This window comes from Sphingomonas sp. SphC10 (genome assembly GCF_057004845.1).
On record NZ_CM168044.1, the window covers coordinates 2,906,665 to 2,921,903 of the forward strand.

General features: G+C 67.2%; 11 protein-coding genes. 6 read left to right on the plus strand and 5 right to left on the minus strand.

The genetic code is table 11. The features are described 5' to 3' along the window. Complete coding sequence (locus tag ACWKSV_RS13305; RefSeq protein ID WP_076714301.1) at window positions 1–1,470, minus strand: M23 family metallopeptidase; 1,470 nt, start codon at window positions 1,468–1,470, stop codon at window positions 1–3. A gap of 221 nt (window positions 1,471–1,691) precedes the next feature. On the opposite strand from ACWKSV_RS13305, the gene ACWKSV_RS13310 reads away from it, so the two are divergent. The 6 genes from ACWKSV_RS13310 (at window position 1,692) to ACWKSV_RS13335 (ending at window position 7,642) form a co-directional block, all read left to right on the plus strand. Continuing rightward, window positions 1,692–4,184, plus strand: coding sequence for a helicase-related protein (locus ACWKSV_RS13310; RefSeq protein ID WP_076714303.1), 2,493 nt, complete (start codon window positions 1,692–1,694; stop codon window positions 4,182–4,184). Window positions 4,185–4,404: 220 nt separating this feature from the next. Then, on the plus strand, window positions 4,405–4,761 hold the full coding sequence (locus tag ACWKSV_RS13315; protein WP_056438888.1) for a S4 domain-containing protein: 357 nt from the start codon (window positions 4,405–4,407) through the stop codon (window positions 4,759–4,761). Between the two features lie 29 nt (window positions 4,762–4,790). Continuing rightward, on the plus strand, window positions 4,791–5,132 hold the full coding sequence (fdxA, locus tag ACWKSV_RS13320) for a ferredoxin FdxA (protein ID WP_042486955.1): 342 nt from the start codon (window positions 4,791–4,793) through the stop codon (window positions 5,130–5,132). 389 nt (window positions 5,133–5,521) lie between these two features. Further along, window positions 5,522–6,055 carry a CarD family transcriptional regulator gene (locus tag ACWKSV_RS13325; RefSeq protein WP_042486954.1) on the plus strand — a complete coding sequence of 178 codons (534 nt, stop codon included), beginning with the start codon at window positions 5,522–5,524 and terminating at the stop codon, window positions 6,053–6,055. A 118-nt stretch (window positions 6,056–6,173) separates the two neighbouring features. Beyond that, entirely contained in the window at window positions 6,174–6,923 is a 750-nt protein-coding gene (locus ACWKSV_RS13330) for a head GIN domain-containing protein (RefSeq protein WP_076714305.1), read from the plus strand. A 47-nt stretch (window positions 6,924–6,970) separates the two neighbouring features. Beyond that, complete coding sequence (locus tag ACWKSV_RS13335) at window positions 6,971–7,642, plus strand: GIN domain-containing protein (protein WP_076717775.1); 672 nt, start codon at window positions 6,971–6,973, stop codon at window positions 7,640–7,642. On the opposite strand, the gene ACWKSV_RS13340 is transcribed toward ACWKSV_RS13335, so the two are convergent. The 4 genes from ACWKSV_RS13340 to ACWKSV_RS13355 form a co-directional block, all read right to left on the minus strand. Next, on the minus strand, window positions 7,605–8,582 hold the full coding sequence (locus ACWKSV_RS13340) for an alpha/beta fold hydrolase (protein WP_076714307.1): 978 nt from the start codon (window positions 8,580–8,582) through the stop codon (window positions 7,605–7,607). The genes ACWKSV_RS13335 and ACWKSV_RS13340 overlap by 38 nt on opposite strands. A gap of 295 nt (window positions 8,583–8,877) precedes the next feature. Next, a complete protein-coding gene (locus ACWKSV_RS13345) occupies window positions 8,878–10,227 on the minus strand; it encodes a family 43 glycosylhydrolase (RefSeq protein WP_076714309.1) in 1,350 nt (449 codons plus the stop codon). Further along, complete coding sequence (locus ACWKSV_RS13350) at window positions 10,227–11,792, minus strand: alpha-N-arabinofuranosidase (RefSeq protein ID WP_076714311.1); 1,566 nt, start codon at window positions 11,790–11,792, stop codon at window positions 10,227–10,229. The genes ACWKSV_RS13345 and ACWKSV_RS13350 overlap by 1 nt, the downstream gene beginning before the upstream one ends. A gap of 56 nt (window positions 11,793–11,848) precedes the next feature. Next, window positions 11,849–15,043, minus strand: a complete 3,195-nt coding sequence (locus tag ACWKSV_RS13355; protein WP_076714313.1) for a glycoside hydrolase family 2 TIM barrel-domain containing protein — start codon at window positions 15,041–15,043, stop codon at window positions 11,849–11,851. Between the last annotated feature and the right edge of the window lie 196 nt (window positions 15,044–15,239).

Here is a 15,239-nt window from a genome sequence, read left to right on the forward strand (position 1 = left end):
TTACCGCCCCGGCTTGACCGCCAGCATCGCCTGCACCTCGCGGCGGAAGGTGCGCAGCTTGGCACCCGACAGCACCGCCATGCTCGCCAGCTTCAGCGTGCGCGGGTTCACCACCGCGCCGTTCTTCCACACTTCCCAGTGCAGGTGCGGGCCGGTCGACATGCCGGTCGAGCCGACATAGCCGATCACCTGGCCCTGTTTCACATGCGCGCCCGAACGGACGGCGAAGCGGCTCATATGGCCATAGCCGCTGGCGACCCCGCCCGAATGCGCCAGCTTGATGAAATTGCCGTAACCGCCCGAGCGACCGGCGAACTGGACGACCCCGTCCATCATCGCATGGATCGGCGTGCCATAGGGCGCACCGATATCGGTGCCCTTGTGCATCCGCATTAGGCCCAGGATCGGGTGGACCCGCTTGCCGTATGACGAGGTGACGCGCCCGGCGACCGGCATCCCCATCGCGCCGCGCTTTTCGCTCTGGCCGTTCACGTCATACCATTGGCCGTCCTCGTCATCGGCCAGCCGTGCCAGCTGCACCTTGCGCCCGCCATGGTCGAGCCCCGCGAGCAGCAGCTTGCCGAGCCGGGTCTCGCCGGTTGCGGCCCGCTCGCGCTCGATAATCAGGTCGAAACTGTCCGAACGCTTCACGTCGCGGCCGACCGACATGCGCGACGCCAGTGCCTTGATATAGGCCTCGACCACCTTGGCGGGCGCTCCCGCCGCGCGGACCGAACGGTACAGGCTCGATCCCGCCAGTCCTTGCAGGCGCAGCGGCGTGCGGTCGATCGCGATCGGCGCCTGCGTCATCTCGAACCCCTGTGGCGTGCGGGTCAGCGTGACGGCCAGGTCGAAGCGCGCGCGCAGCTTCATCGTCTCCAGCGGTCGCGCGACCGATCGGCTCGGTCGCCGTCCCAGGGTCAGCGCGATGCGGGTGCCCGACGGGATCGCCTCGCCCTCCGTCACCGGCTGGATCAGGGCGGCGGCGGCGCGCGCCTGATCCCGGGACACGCCCGCACGTTGCAGCACGCGGTCGAGACGGTCGCCCGAACCGATGGTGGCGGACAATTCCATCATGGGCCGCTCTGGCGCTTCGGCCAGGTGCATGACGAGTTCGTTGGCGGCCAGCCGTTGCCCGCTGTCCGCACCCAGCGCCAGCGGGGCGATGGCCTGCGCCCGCTCATGGCTCCGCGCCTCGCCGGTCAGGGGAGCAGGGGCCTGCCCGACGATGGGGCGGTGAAAGCCCGGCGCCATGGCAATGGTCGCGGCACAAAGCGCCGAACAGGTCGCCAGCCCCCGCCACCAGTCGCGGCTGCCGATCTGGGTTCCCAGATCGGGCACCCAGTCGATCTCGCGGGCGCCGATGCGCCACCGGGCGAGGCGTCCCATGGGCGGCGGGGCCACGCGGCCCATGGGGCGCGTGGCGGTTCCCCCGGACAGGATCAGGGCTTCGTCGGTGGCAAGGAACATGAGAAGCGTTGCGTTTCCGTGAAATCGTCGACAGCGTCGCCGATCCCCCCCGGCGCACAGGATTTTGCGGTGTGGGCAGCAGCGTGCAAAGTCAAAGCCGCTGCGTCCCGCCGCCCCGATGCTGCGGCAAGACGTGGCCGGACCGGGCCGAATCCCGCCAGTGCACGACGATCTTGCTCCATGCCGTTGCAACCGCGCCTGCGAAGCCCGATGTAGGGCGTATGACAAGCCGCGTATCGGGCGCCGTGACGGCCGTTCTCGGGCCGACCAACACCGGCAAGACGCACCTCGCGATAGAGCGGATGTGCGCGCATAGCAGCGGCATCATCGGCTTTCCCCTCCGCCTGCTCGCGCGCGAGGTCTATGACCGGGTCGTGGCGCTGAAGGGACCGGGCCAGGTCGCGCTGGTCACGGGCGAGGAAAAGATCGTGCCGCCCGATGCGCGCTGGTTCCTGTGCACCGCCGAGTCCATGCCCGACCGCGACGTCGCCTTCATGGCGCTGGACGAGGCGCAGCTGGGCGCGGACCTGGAGCGCGGTCATGTCTTTACCGATCGGTTGCTGCACCGGCGCGGCCGCGATGAGACGATGATCCTGGGGTCCGAGGCGCTCAAGCCCATGATCCGCGCGCTGGTGCCGGATGCCGAGATCATCGCCCGTCCCCGCTTCTCGACGCTCACCTATGCGGGCGCCAAGAAGATCAGCCGCCTGCCCAAGCGCTCCGCCATCGTCGCCTTCTCGGCCGAGGAGGTCTATGCGGTGGCCGAGATGCTGCGCCGTTTGCGTGGCGGCGCCGCGGTGGTGATGGGCGCGCTGTCCCCGCGCACCCGCAATGCGCAGGTCGAGATGTTCCAGGCGGGCGAGGTCGATTATCTCGTCGCCACCGATGCGATCGGCATGGGTCTGAACATGGATGTCGCGCATGTCGCCTTTGCCGGGCTGCACAAGTTCGACGGTCGTCGTCGCCGCCGCCTGACCGTGGCCGAGATGGCGCAGATCGCCGGACGCGCCGGGCGGCATCACCGCGACGGCAGCTTCGGCGCGCTGGCCGAGGAGGGACCGGACTCGTTCCTGCCCGAAGAGGTGCTGGCGATCGAGGAGCATCGCTTCCCCCGGCTCGACCATCTCTATTGGCGGGAGGGCGATCCCGACCTGTCGAGCATCGACGCATTGATCGCCAGCCTGGAGCGCAAGCCCGCCCCCGGCGTGCTGCGCGCAGCCCCGCTCGCCACCGATCTTCAGGTGCTCAAGCGGCTGTCCGACGAACCCTGGGTCCGCGACCGGGTGCGGCGGCCCGCCATGGTCGCGCGGCTGTGGGCGGCATGCGGCATTCCCGATTTCCGCAAGGTGGGCATCGACCCCCATGCCCGCTTCGTCTCGCGCGTCTTCGGCCATTTGTCCGAAGGGCTGGGTCATGTCCCGCACCAGTGGTTCGCCGACGAGATTGCGCGGCTCGACAATATGGCGGGCGATGTCGAGACGCTGGCGGGCCGCCTCTCCGCGATCCGCAGCTGGGCCTATATCGCCCAGCGCGCCGACTGGCTGGCCGATCCCAGACACTGGGCCGAACGCACGCGCGAGATCGAGGAGCGACTGTCGGACGGCCTTCATGCCAGCCTGACCCAGCGTTTCGTCGACAAGCGCACCACCGCGCTGATCCGCCGCATCGGCGCCGATGCGGGTGCATTGCCCGTCACCATCGGGCCGGAGGGCGAGGTGCTGGTCGAGGATCATCCGATCGGTCGGCTGGAGGGATTCCGCTTCACCGTCGAGGCGGGCGCGCGGGCGAACGACAAGCGCCTGTTGCTGGCGGCGGCGGAAAAGCGGCTGGGCACCGAGCGGTCGCGCCGCGCCGAGGCGCTGATCGCCGCCGAGCATGACGCGATCGCGCTGGTCGAGGATCGGCTGGTCTGGGACGGGCATGGCGTGGCGCGGCTGATAGCGGGGCCGTCGCTGGGGCGGCCGGTGCTGCGGCTGGAACGCGATCTCGATTGCCTGGCCCCGATCCAGCGCGAGCAGGTGAAGGCCCGGCTGGACGCCTGGCTGGCGCGGTCGCTCGACCGGCAACTGCCCGCGCTCGTCCGGCTGGCGGGGCTGGCGCGCGAGGCCAAGGCGTCGCCCGCGATCCGCGCCGTCGCCGCCGCGCTGGAGGATGCGGGCGGCATCGCGCCGCGCCAGCCGCTGCGCCTGATGATCGATGCGTTGTCGCCCGAGGAGCGGCGGCGACTGCGCGGCATGGGGATCACCATCGGCACGCTGGACGTGTTCGATCCGCGGTTGCTCAAACCCGGTGCGGCGGCATGGCGGCGTATCCTGATGACCCTGTGGGGCCAGACGCCCGACCTCGCCCGGCCGGGCGCCACCATCCTGCGCCGCGACGAGCCGGGGCGCGGCGTCGCGTCGGGCTATCGGCCGCTCGGCGAACAGGCGGTACGGATCGATCTGGTCGAGCGCATCGCGCGTGCCGCCCATGACGCGCGCGAGGGGCGTGGACCCTTCACCCCCGACGCCTCGTTGGCGACCTCGATCGGGCTGGAGGCGGCGACGCTCGACCGGCTGATGGGCGACCTGGGGTTCCGCAAGATACGGGGCGGGGAGAATGAACCCGCCCGCTGGATCTGGCGCGGCCGTCCACCTGCCCGCCCCGCCCCGCGTGTCACCGCCAGCCCAGGCAACGCCTTCGCCGCGCTCGCCGACTGGGGGCGTACGCCGTGACGACACGCCTCCGTTCCTCCCCATCTTCGATGGGGAGGGGGACCACCGCGAAGCGGTGGTGGAGGGGCAATATCCTGCGGCTCGCGCCAGGCCGCGAAGGTCATCGCCAAGCCCCTGCCCCTCCACCATCATGCGGATGGTCCCCCTCCCCAAGCCTAGCTTGGGGAGGAATGGGCTTGTCCGCGCCTTCCATGACCCACCGAAAGGACCGCCCCACCCCATGAGCACCCGCGCCCCTGCACTCGAGTCGATGCGGCTCGACCGTTTCCTCTGGTGGGCGCGGATCGCCAAGTCGCGGGAGACGGCGCAGGCGATGGCGTGCGATGGGCATTTCCGCATGGACGGCCGCGCGATCGACCGGGCCCATGCGCCGGTGCGGATCGGCAGCATCCTGACCTTTGCGCATCATGGCCAGGTGCGCGTGCTGCGGGTGGAATCGCTGCCCGTCCGGCGCGGGCCGCCCGCCGAGGGGCGCGCCTGTTACTGCGATCTGGTCACCTCGCCGGTCTCTAGCCCCAATATGGTTTCGGGCCCCGATACGGTTTCAAGCGTTGACGGATCGCCGCACGCGGCATAGCAGCACGCGTTCGTACCTTGGGAGTTGTCATGACCTACGTCGTCACCGATGCCTGCATTCGCTGCAAGTATATGGACTGTGTCGAGGTGTGTCCCGTCGACTGCTTCTATGAGGGCGAGAACATGCTCGTCATCAACCCGTCGGAGTGCATCGATTGCGGCGTGTGCGAGCCGGAATGCCCGGCCGAGGCGATCCTGCCCGACACCGAGAGCGGGCTGGAACAGTGGTTGGAGCTGAACAACACCTTCTCCGCCCAGTGGCCCAACGTCACCCGCAAGCTCGACCAGACGCCGCCCGATGCGGATGCGATGAAGGGTGTCGAGAACAAGTACGACCAGTTCTTCAGCCCGGAGCCCGGCAAGGGCGACTAACCGGGACGCGCCCGGCAAGGGCGACTGATCCCGATCATTCCTCCCCTTTCAGGGGAGGTGGCAGGCCGAAGGCTTGACGGAGGGATGTACCCCCTTTCGATGGCGGGACACCCCTCCACCATGCTGCGCATGGTCCCCCTCCCCTTACAGGGGAGGAAAGATGGAATGGGGATGCGTAGGCCGCCCGCACCGGATGGTTCCGCTACCCTGCACATATGCTGGTAATTTTCTTGCGACCATGCTATATGGTTCCGCGACGGGCATAGCTGTTTTCGCGACCGCCCGCCTTTGATGTGTTCGACCCTTCCTTCCCGAGGCCGACTTGATCAGTGGACCCATTTCCGCTTGTTCGGCGCTCGTGCGAAGGCCCTGATCCGGAAAGGCCCCCAATGGCTGCCAAGGCGCTCCACTTCGACGTCGGTGACTATGTCGTGTATCCCAAACATGGCGTGGGCCGCGTTATCGAGCTGCAAAAGCAGGAAATCGCAGGGATGCAGCTCGAACTCTATGTGCTGCGGTTCGAAAAGGAGCGCATGACGCTCCGCGTTCCCACCAACAAGGCCGAGTCGGTCGGCATGCGCAAGCTGTCCTCGGACAAGACCATGCGCGAGGCGATGGAAACGCTGAAGGGCAAGCCCAAGGTCAAGCGCACCATGTGGTCGCGCCGCGCCCAGGAATATGAAGCGAAGATCAACTCGGGCGACCTGGTGTCGATCGCCGAAGTGGTCCGCGACCTGTTCCGCGCCGACGACCAGCCCGAGCAGAGCTATTCCGAGCGGCAGATCTTCGAAGCGGCCACCAGCCGCCTCGCCCGCGAACTCGCCGCGATGGAAGAGGTGGACGAACCGCGCGCCCAGGAAAAGATCCTGGAAATCCTGCGCGCTGCCGCCGCCATCTACAACAAGGAAAAGCCCGCCGCCTGATAAGCGGTCGGTCTTTGCCGATACGAACAAGGGGCGGTCCCGGGCGGGGCCGCCCCTTTTCATTTGCACGGGCAACCCGAGCATGTGTATTATTCGTTCAATACACAGGAGGTCGCTCATGCCCAAGTCCGTCACGCTTTCCACGCTTCTCGGCCTGATGGTACTGGCCATCCCCACCGCCGCCTGCTCGTTCGAGAGCGACGCCAAGGGACAGGAAGTCCCCGCGCAAGGCTCTGGCGACACGCGCAGCTACGCGGCGCGGGGCTTTACCACCGTGTCCAGCGACGGCAGCGATCCGGTCGATATCCGGGTCGGCGGCGATTTCTCGGTGCGTGCGGAAGGGGCGGCATCCGACCTCGACCAGCTGCGGATCGCACGCGATGGCGACACGCTGCGGATCGGCATGAAGAAGGGCGTGCATTGGGGCAATCGCCGCAACGTCCGCATCCTGGTAACGCTGCCCCGCCTGACCGAAGCCGGTATCGCGGGTTCGGGCCAGATGCGCATCGACCGGGTCGAGGGTGCGCGCTTCAAGGGCGGGATTGCGGGCTCGGGCGACCTGACGATCGCCACCCTGCGGGTCGAGCAGGCTGAACTGGGCATCGCGGGTTCCGGCTCGGTCCAGGCCAGCGGGCTCGTCGGCGCGCTGAAGATCGGCATTGCCGGGTCGGGCGACGTGCGCGCCAATGGGCTTCAAGCCAAGCAGGCCGAGGTCGGGATCGCTGGATCGGGCCATGTCGCGGTACAGGTCGACGGCCCTGCCAAGGTATCCTTGAGCGGTTCGGGCGATGCCGACCTGGGGCCGAACTCGGTCTGCACCGTCCGCAAGGCGGGATCGGGTAGCGCGCGCTGCGGGCGTACCTTGTAACGGAGACCGGCTTGCGACGCCGACGGGGCGGTGCGAGGATGGCGATCATGGCGATCCGTGCGCTCCTTTTCCTGCCCGTCTTGTTGGCGACCGCCCCGGCCATGGCCGCCGAACGGCGCGTCGATCTGAGCAGCTTCGACAAATTGCGGGTCGAGGGGCCGTTCCGCGTCACCATGACCACCGCTCCCTCGCCGCGCGGCACCCTGTCCGGTGACGGCGCGGCGCTGCGGCAGGTCGAGGCGCAGGTGATGGGCAGCACGCTGGTCCTGCGACGCTCGGGCGGGGGCGACGCGCCGGTGACGCTGGCCCTTGCCGCGCCGCCGCTCTCCGGTGTCACCGTCATCGGCGGCGCGCAGGTGACGGTGCAGGCGATGAAGGGCAGCGCGCTTAACCTGTCGGTCACGGGCACGGGCGAGGTGCGGGTCGGTCGGGCGGATGGCGATCAGCTGACCGCGATGCTGTTCGGCCCTGCCAGGCTGACCATCGAAGGCGGCCGGGTCGGCAAGGCGCGGCTGGCGGCCAATGGGCCTGCCAGCATTGCGGCCGATACGCTGGAGGCGGGCGACCTGACCGTCACGCTCGACGGCCCCGGCGAGATTGCCGCACGGGCGCGCTATACGGCGGCGGTCGCCAATGGCGGGCTGGGCAAGGTGACGGTGGCGGGCACCCCCAAATGCCGGATTACGGGCGGTGGTCTGGTTCGCTGCGGGCTGAAGTAACCGGCGCGCGCCGGTCGAGAAACGCGGCGATGGCGGCAAAGGCGTTGGCGCGGACCGGATCGGCCTCGCGCAGGATTTCATGCGCACAGCCGCGACCGAAGGCGACCAGCTCGCCCTGCGGCAAACGCTGCGCCACCCGCGCCGACGCGCCTGCATCGACCAGCTGATCGGCGAGCGCAACCAGCATCAGCACCGGCGTTGCGATCCGCGCCAGCGCCGGATCGTCGCGCAATGCCGCCGTGGCGCGAAAGGCCTCCGCCACCCAATGCCAGCTGGGCGATCCCAGACACAGCTCGGGCTGCGCCTGTCGAAACGCCTGCTGGTCGGCGAAGCGGGTCAGGTCATGGGTCAGCCTCTTCTGCCGCGCGGTGGCGGCAGCGGGTGTCTCCAGCCGTCGCCAGGCGGGGCGTAGCGGATCGCCGCGCCCGACCTGCCAGCGGGCGAACCGTGCACCTGCCCATTGGCCGACCGGCGAGCGCAGCGCCAGCATCGGCGCGACCAGCACCACCGCATCGGGCGCGATCCCGCCCCCGGCCAGTGCCGACAGGGTGGCGAACCCGCCCATCGAATGGCCCAGCACGACATGCGGCCCCTCGCCCGGTCGTACCCACCCGGCATAAAACGCCGCCAGATCCTCGCCCAGCCGGTCGAGCCGGTCGATATGCCCGGTCCCGTCGCCCGTCAGCCGCCCCGACCCACCCTGCCCGCGCCAGTCGAAGGCCGTAACGTCCCAGCCCTGTGCGCGGAAATGATCGATCGCATCGCCATATTTCTCGATCATGTCGGCACGACCAGTCTGGAACAGCAACCGGCCCCGCCGCGCGGTGCCCGGTTCGTGCGGGCGGTCATAGCGGCGATGGACCCAGCCATCGGGGGCCGTCCAGTATGACAGGAAGGGCGTGAGGGGGCCTTCCATCGGGTTCGATGTGTGTGTCGCCATGCAGGTCCGTCCTAGCACGCCCTGTGTTACGGTTGTTGTGGGGTTTGGGGAAAGGTCTGCCCTTGGCCTTCGACTTCGCTCAGGCTGAACGGGGGTTTGGGGTACGATCCGCTCGCCCCAGGCACGCCCCTCCCGCAGGCGGGAGGGGATGGGGGAGGGCAAGGGGTCTCACCGAGACCATCGCTCACGGCCCTCCCCTCCCCAAACCCAGTTTCAGGTAAACGATGCCCCGCATCGTTTAGGTCATGCCGGGGGCATGACCGACCTGAAACTCGCCTGCGGGAGGGGCTCAAGATCAGAAGATCGACCACTCCAGGATCGCAGGTTCCTTCGCCGTCACCGTCATGCGCAGGAAGCGGGCCTTGCCCGGATGGCGCAGCGTGATCGGTGAGCCGCTCACGCCCGTCTCGGCCGCCACGTTGCGCCAGCTATTGCCGTCCGGCGAAGCCTCGATCCGTAGATCCTGCGGCTGGATCGCGAAGGCCGGACGGACCCGGCTTTCGCGTATGTCCCGCAATCCGCCCAGATCGGCGGTCAGCACCGGCGCCTGCCCGGCTTCGGGCCGCCACGCGGTCGCGTAATTGTCGTCCGCCGCCAGCGCATCCACGCCCTTGCCCGTCCAGCGCAGCCCGCGATCGCGCTTTGCCGCAAAGGCCGGGATCACCGGATCATGGCTGGGCCGAACCTTCTCGAACGTGCCGTCCGCCCGCACGGTCAGCGGGTCGACCGACACCTGCCGCAGCACGCGCTCGCCACCCGTCACGAAGGGCAGCGCCTGACGGTGATAGAGGATGTACGACTTGCCCTTGTCGGCGAAGATCGCGTGATGGCCGGGGCTGATGATCTGCCGTGCGGCATCGGTTTCCAGCAGCGGGCTGTTCGCCGCTTCGGTGAACGGGCCCATCGGCGATCTGCCGACCGCATAACGGACCTTGTACGTGTCCTTGGTGGTGTTGCCGTCGCTATAGGTCAGCAGGTAACGCCCCTTCTCCTTCACCATGAAGGGGCCTTCGAAGTAATTCGCCGGGGTCACATCCTTCGGCGCGCCGTCGAAATGGACCATGTCGGGCTTCAGCTTCACGACGAAGCAATGGCCGTTGACCCAGTTCAGCCCCGATCCCCAATAGAGATAGGCCTGGCCGTCATCATCGACGAACGCCTCGGCGTCGATCATATGATATTGGGGCGCAAAGTCGCGCGCGATCAGCGGCTTGCCGCCATTGGCATCGGCCCATGGTCCCGCCGGGGATGGGGCGGAGCCGACCCACACCTCGCTGCCGACCGAGACATACATATACCAGCGTCCGTTCGGCGCCTTGACCACCGAAGGGGCCCAGACCTTGGCATCGCCCGAGGTCGGGCTGGTCGCAGCCTGCTTGGTCGGCCAGTTCGGCTGCGAGAAGCGCCAGTCGCGGCCATTGTCCGAGGTCCACAGCCCCAGACGGTCGTCGCCCCACGGATCGATCGTGGCGAAGATATACCAACGCCCCCCATCGCGAACGATGGAGGGGTCGGCGAAATAGCCGGGGAGCAGCGGGTTGCCCGCCCCCGGACTATTCCAAGGAACATCGCGCCGGGGCACAGCGGACCCCGCCGCCCCGGTAAGAAGGACGGCGGCGAGCAGCGCTCCGGCGCGGGCCTTCATCAGCGCAGGTCCAGCATGACGACCGACTTGGCCGGCACCTGCACGGTCAGCATGCCGCCCGACAGCGTCGCGCCGTTGAACGGCTGCGGCGCGACCTGGTTCGGCGCGTCGAAGCTGTTGTGCGCGTCCATCGTCGCGCCGGTCAGAACCCGGCCCGACACCTGCGCCGCGGTCACGCCGTCCAGCTTGACCGAGACGGTCGCGGGCTGGTTGGGATCGACATTGGTCAGGCCGACATGGACCACGCCCGCCTTGTCGCGAACGGCCGAGGCGCTGACCGCCTTCATCACCCACTGGTTCTTGTTGTACCAGCGCGACTGGACATCGACCGGCAGGACGGTCGCGTCCTGATAGTCCTTGTACATGTCGAACACCCAATAGGTGGGCGTCTTCACCATGCGCGCGCCGTCGGTCAGGATCATCGCCTGGAGGACGTTGATCATCTGGGCGATGTTGGCGCCCCGCACGCGGTCGGCATGACGGGCAAAGATGTCGAGGTTCAGGCTCGTCACCATCGCGTCGCGAAGCGAGTTCTGCTGGTACAGGAAGCCCGGATTGGTGCCGGGTTCGACGTCATACCAGGTGCCCCATTCGTCGACGAGCAGCGCGACCCGCTTGTTCGGATCGTACTTGTCCATGATCGCCGAGTGACGGGTGAGCAACTCCTCCATCTTCAGCGTCTTGGACAGGGTGCGCGCCCAGCTTTCCTCGTCGAAGCCGGTGGCCGCGCCCTTCTTGTCCCAATTGCCCGGAATCGTATAGTAATGGACGCCGATGCCGTCGAACGCGCCGCCCGCGTCCCGCATCATCACTTCGGTCCAGTTGTAATCGTCGCTGTTGGCGCCGCTGGCGATCTTCTGAAGCTTTTCGCCTGCGGGCACCTTCAGGAAGGTCGAATAGCGGCGAGTCACGTCGGCGGCATATTCGGGACGCATATTGCCGCCGCAACCCCATAGCTCGTTGCCGATGCCGAACATGGCGAGCTTCCACGGTTTGTCGCGGCCGTTCTTGCGGCGCTCCTCGGCATAGGTCGATTTGGACGGGAAGGTCATATATTCGACCCACTCGGCCATTTCCGACGGCGAGGCCGAGCCGACATTGCCCGAGACATAGGCCTCGGCGCCGACCATCTCGCTGTAATTCATGAATTCATGCGTGCCGAAGCTGTTGTCCTCGGTCACGCCGCCCCAGTTGGTGTTGACCTTGGTCAGGCGCTTGGCCTGCGGGCCGACACCTTCGCGCCAGTGATATTCGTCCGCATAGCAGCCGCCCGGCCAGCGGATGACCGGCACCCGGATCGCCTTCAGCGCGTCGAGCACGTCGCGGCGATAGCCGTTGACGTTGGGAATCTTGCTGCCCTTGCCGACCCAGATACCGCCATAGATGCCGGTGCCCAGATGCTCGGCGAACTGGCCGAACAGGCGGCGGTTATAGACCGGACCCGGACGGTCGGCATGCACTTCGACCGTGTCGGCGGTACCGGCGGGCGCGGTTTGTCCGGTTGCGGTGCCCGCGAACAGCGTGGCGACCGCCGCCGCAAACAGGAATTTCGTTGCCCTTTTCATGGATTCTCCTCTGCCTGATGCGGCATGATGGCTTATTGTCCGAGTAAAGAACAGCCCTATTGCACCTCTGTTGCGCGGGCGGGCTTCGCTTTGTCGGGGGTGGTGCCATCGCCGCTGAAGGGCTCCAGGCGGAAGGCGACGCGCGTCGGCGCGAGGACGGTGCGATATTGCTGATGCGGCTGGCCGACATGGCTCCAGGTCGTGTCGCCGCCGACACCCCATTGCGCGGCATCGATGATCAGCGTCGTCTCGCCATGCGGCACGATATCGGTCGACTTCCACGTCCCCGGCGCCCGGCGGTAGAGGTCGCCATAGGGGAAGGCGAGCGCCTGCATCATCAGCGGCTTGGATGCACGGACACGCATACCCGCCCCCTCGCCCGACAATTCCATCCAGCGGACATCGACCTTGTTGCCGGTATCCTGCGGCCGCATGTAATCATGGTTCTGCTCGGCGATGCTCCCTCGCCACAGCCCGATCGCCGCCGAACTCTTGCGATCGACATAGCTTTCATGCGGGCCCCGGCCATACCATTCGACCGTCTTCATGGTGGTGGGCATGGTGTACCACAGGCCGATACGGACCGGCGGCGGCAGGTCGGCCTTCAGCGGCACGAACTGCCCGTCGACATCGACCGCGCCGTTGCCTGCCATCTTGTAGCGGGTGACGAAACGCGCCGCGCCCGCCCCCATCTCGTGATCGACGGCCACGCTCTGGTCGGGACCGATCGATACACTCCGCACCTGATAGCGGCCGTTCATCGTGAACCAGGGCGACTGCTGGGCGACGGTCCCGTTGGCGGTGTCGTTGTCGGTTTCGGCACGGACGAAATTGGGCTGGCCGCCCTTGGCCAGCATCCGTCCGCCCGCCGCATAACGCGTTACGAGTCCGGTCTTGCGGTCGATGACCAACTCCGCGCCGTTCGCCGACAGGGTGACGCTGTCGGCATTATCGGCGACCGCGACCTGCCCTCTGGCCGCCACCGGCATGGCGGGGGCGTCGGTGAGCGCGAACTGTTCCCAGCCGACCACGTAATTAGCCGGAACCGCGCGGATCGTGCCGTCCTTGGCATGGGCGCGGACGGTCAGGACATATTCCGCTCCGGCCTCGCGCGCGAATTTGGGGGCGAGCGCCACCGTCTGCACCTGCCCGGCTGCCGTGGTCAGCGCGGGGAGCTGCCCGCTCGCCACTGCGACGCCGTTCTTCTCCACCACCCAGTCGAAGGTGAAACCCGACAGATCGATAAAGTCATGACGGTTATGTACAGTCAGTCGTCCGGTCTTCGCATCGTAACCGTCGAAGCGGATCGGCGACTGAACCTTCTGCACCTCGTACAGCTGCGGATTGGGCGTCCGGTCGGGCTGGTTCAGCCCGTCGCCAAACTCGATATCGCCGCCCGGATTGGGGCCATACTCGCCGCCGTCACCCCAGTAACGCCGCCCGTCCTTGGTATAGCGATACATGGACTGGTCGACCCAATCCCAGATGAAGCCGCCCTGCAGCTTGCGGTGCGCGTAGATGGTGTCCCAGTAATCCTTGAAATTGCCGCCCGAATTGCCCTGCATATGGGCATATTCGCACTGGATCATCGGCTGGGTCCGGGTCGGGTCCTCGGCCCAGTCGACCATCTTTTCGATGTCGTCATACATGGGCGCATAGATATCGACATAGTTGTTCGGCTGATGGCTCCAGTCGAGCGTCCCCCAGCCGAGATAGGAGATCAGCCGTGCCGGATCGCGCCGCCGGATCGCCGCCGCCGCCTTCTCGAAATTGGGGCCGATGCCTGCCTCATTGCCCAGCGACCAGAAGATGATCGAGGGGTGGTTCTTGTCCCGCTCGACCATGTTCATCACGCGGGAGACATGCGCGCCCTCCCAGGCAGGGTCGAAGCCGATCTGATATTTGCTGCGCTGATCGCCGTTGCGATTGCCCTGCTCCATATAGGCGTGGCTCTCGATATTGGCCTCGTCCATCAGGTAGAAGCCATACTCGTCCGCCAGCGCCAGGAAACGCGGGTCGTTGGGGTAGTGCGAGGTGCGGATGGCGTTGAAATTGTTGCGCTTCATCAGCTCCAGGTCGCGGCGCATCGACGCTTCGGAGATGACGTGGAAGGTCTCGGGGTCATGCTCGTGGCGGTTGACGCCGCGGATCACGATGCGGCGGCCATTGACCATGACCTGCCCGTCCTTGATCTCGACGGTGCGGAAGCCGATCCGCTGCGGCGTGGCCTGCACCACCTGGCCGTTCGCATCGACCAGTTCGACCAGCAACGTGTAGAGATGGGGCGTCTCCGCCGACCAGCTCCGCACGCCGGGCACGGCGGCATCCAGCTTGGCCGAGGTGGCGCCCTGGGCCAGTGCTACCTCCCGCGTCACCACCGCTCGCTCGCCGTCGAGCAGCGTCATGCGCGCGGTCATCGCCTGGGGCAGCGCGGGCAGCGTCAACTCGGTCGACAGGGTGCCGTCGCGGTAATTCTTGTCGAGCCCGGCATGGACGAACAGATCGTCGATCCGCGCTTTCGGCACCGCCCGCAGATATACCGACCGCTCGATCCCCGAGACGCGCCAGAAATCCTGATCCTCCAGATAGCTGCCGTCCGACCAGCGATAGACGCGGATCGCCACGACATTGCGGCCGGGCTTCAGGAACCGGGTGACGTCATATTCGGTGGGAAGCTTGGAGTCCTCGGAATATCCGGCGTCCTGCCCGTTGATCCATAGCTGATAGGCCGATCCCGCCGCACCGATCTGAAGGATCACATCCTGCCCGCGCCAGCCGTCCGGCAGGATGAAGTCGCGGCGGTACGATCCCGTCTCGTTATCGTCATGCGGCACCAGCGGACGGTTGGCCGGGAAGGGATAGGTGATGTTGTTGTATTTGGGCTGACCATATCCTTCGGCCTGCCACATCGCGGGGACCTTTATCGTCTTCCACTTGGACACATCGTAACCGGGCCGCTCGAACCCCTTGGGCGCGCCGTCGACAGAGGGGGAGAAGGCGAAGGACCAGTCGCCGTCGAGGCTCATGAAGCGGCTGGATCGGGTCCGGTCGCCCGCCAGCGCCAGGTCGCGGCTTTCATAGGGAAAGGCGGTGGCGCTGGCGAGGCGGGTTCCCCGCGCGTTGACGGCGGGATTTTCCCAATCGGGGCGGCTGGGATCGACCTGGACGGCGGCGACCTGTGGGCCGTTTTGCGCAAAAGCCGGGCTCGCCAGAGCCACCACGGCCACACCGGCCGCCAAACGCCACTTCATATCACTCCCCTTTGTCACTTCCCGCGATTCCCTGACCGGATCGCGCCTATATTTGTCTGATTTTTATGACGGCTTTGTCATCTCGACAAGGAAAAAGGACCTCGGGGCCGCCAGCGCATCCCCGATCCGACGCAGGTTGACGGACCCGCCGCGCCTCCGGCTATAGTCTGACGTTTGATCGGATATGCGTTGGGGA

Bases quoted from the DNA above. Each gene is read 5' to 3' on its own strand.
- ACWKSV_RS13325 (WP_042486954.1), top strand. From the start codon at position 5,522: ATGGCTGCCAAGGCGCTCCACTTCGACGTCGGTGACTATGTCGTGTAT.
- ACWKSV_RS13310 (WP_076714303.1), top strand. From the start codon at position 1,692: ATGACAAGCCGCGTATCGGGCGCCGTGACGGCCGTTCTCGGGCCGACC.
- ACWKSV_RS13350 (WP_076714311.1), bottom strand. From the start codon at position 11,792: ATGAAAAGGGCAACGAAATTCCTGTTTGCGGCGGCGGTCGCCACGCTG.
- ACWKSV_RS13315 (WP_056438888.1), top strand. From the start codon at position 4,405: ATGAGCACCCGCGCCCCTGCACTCGAGTCGATGCGGCTCGACCGTTTC.
- ACWKSV_RS13330 (WP_076714305.1), top strand. From the start codon at position 6,174: ATGCCCAAGTCCGTCACGCTTTCCACGCTTCTCGGCCTGATGGTACTG.
- ACWKSV_RS13355 (WP_076714313.1), bottom strand. From the start codon at position 15,043: ATGAAGTGGCGTTTGGCGGCCGGTGTGGCCGTGGTGGCTCTGGCGAGC.
- ACWKSV_RS13305 (WP_076714301.1), bottom strand. From the start codon at position 1,470: ATGTTCCTTGCCACCGACGAAGCCCTGATCCTGTCCGGGGGAACCGCC.
- ACWKSV_RS13340 (WP_076714307.1), bottom strand. From the start codon at position 8,582: ATGGCGACACACACATCGAACCCGATGGAAGGCCCCCTCACGCCCTTC.
- fdxA (WP_042486955.1), top strand. From the start codon at position 4,791: ATGACCTACGTCGTCACCGATGCCTGCATTCGCTGCAAGTATATGGAC.
- ACWKSV_RS13335 (WP_076717775.1), top strand. From the start codon at position 6,971: ATGGCGATCCGTGCGCTCCTTTTCCTGCCCGTCTTGTTGGCGACCGCC.
- ACWKSV_RS13345 (WP_076714309.1), bottom strand. From the start codon at position 10,227: ATGAAGGCCCGCGCCGGAGCGCTGCTCGCCGCCGTCCTTCTTACCGGG.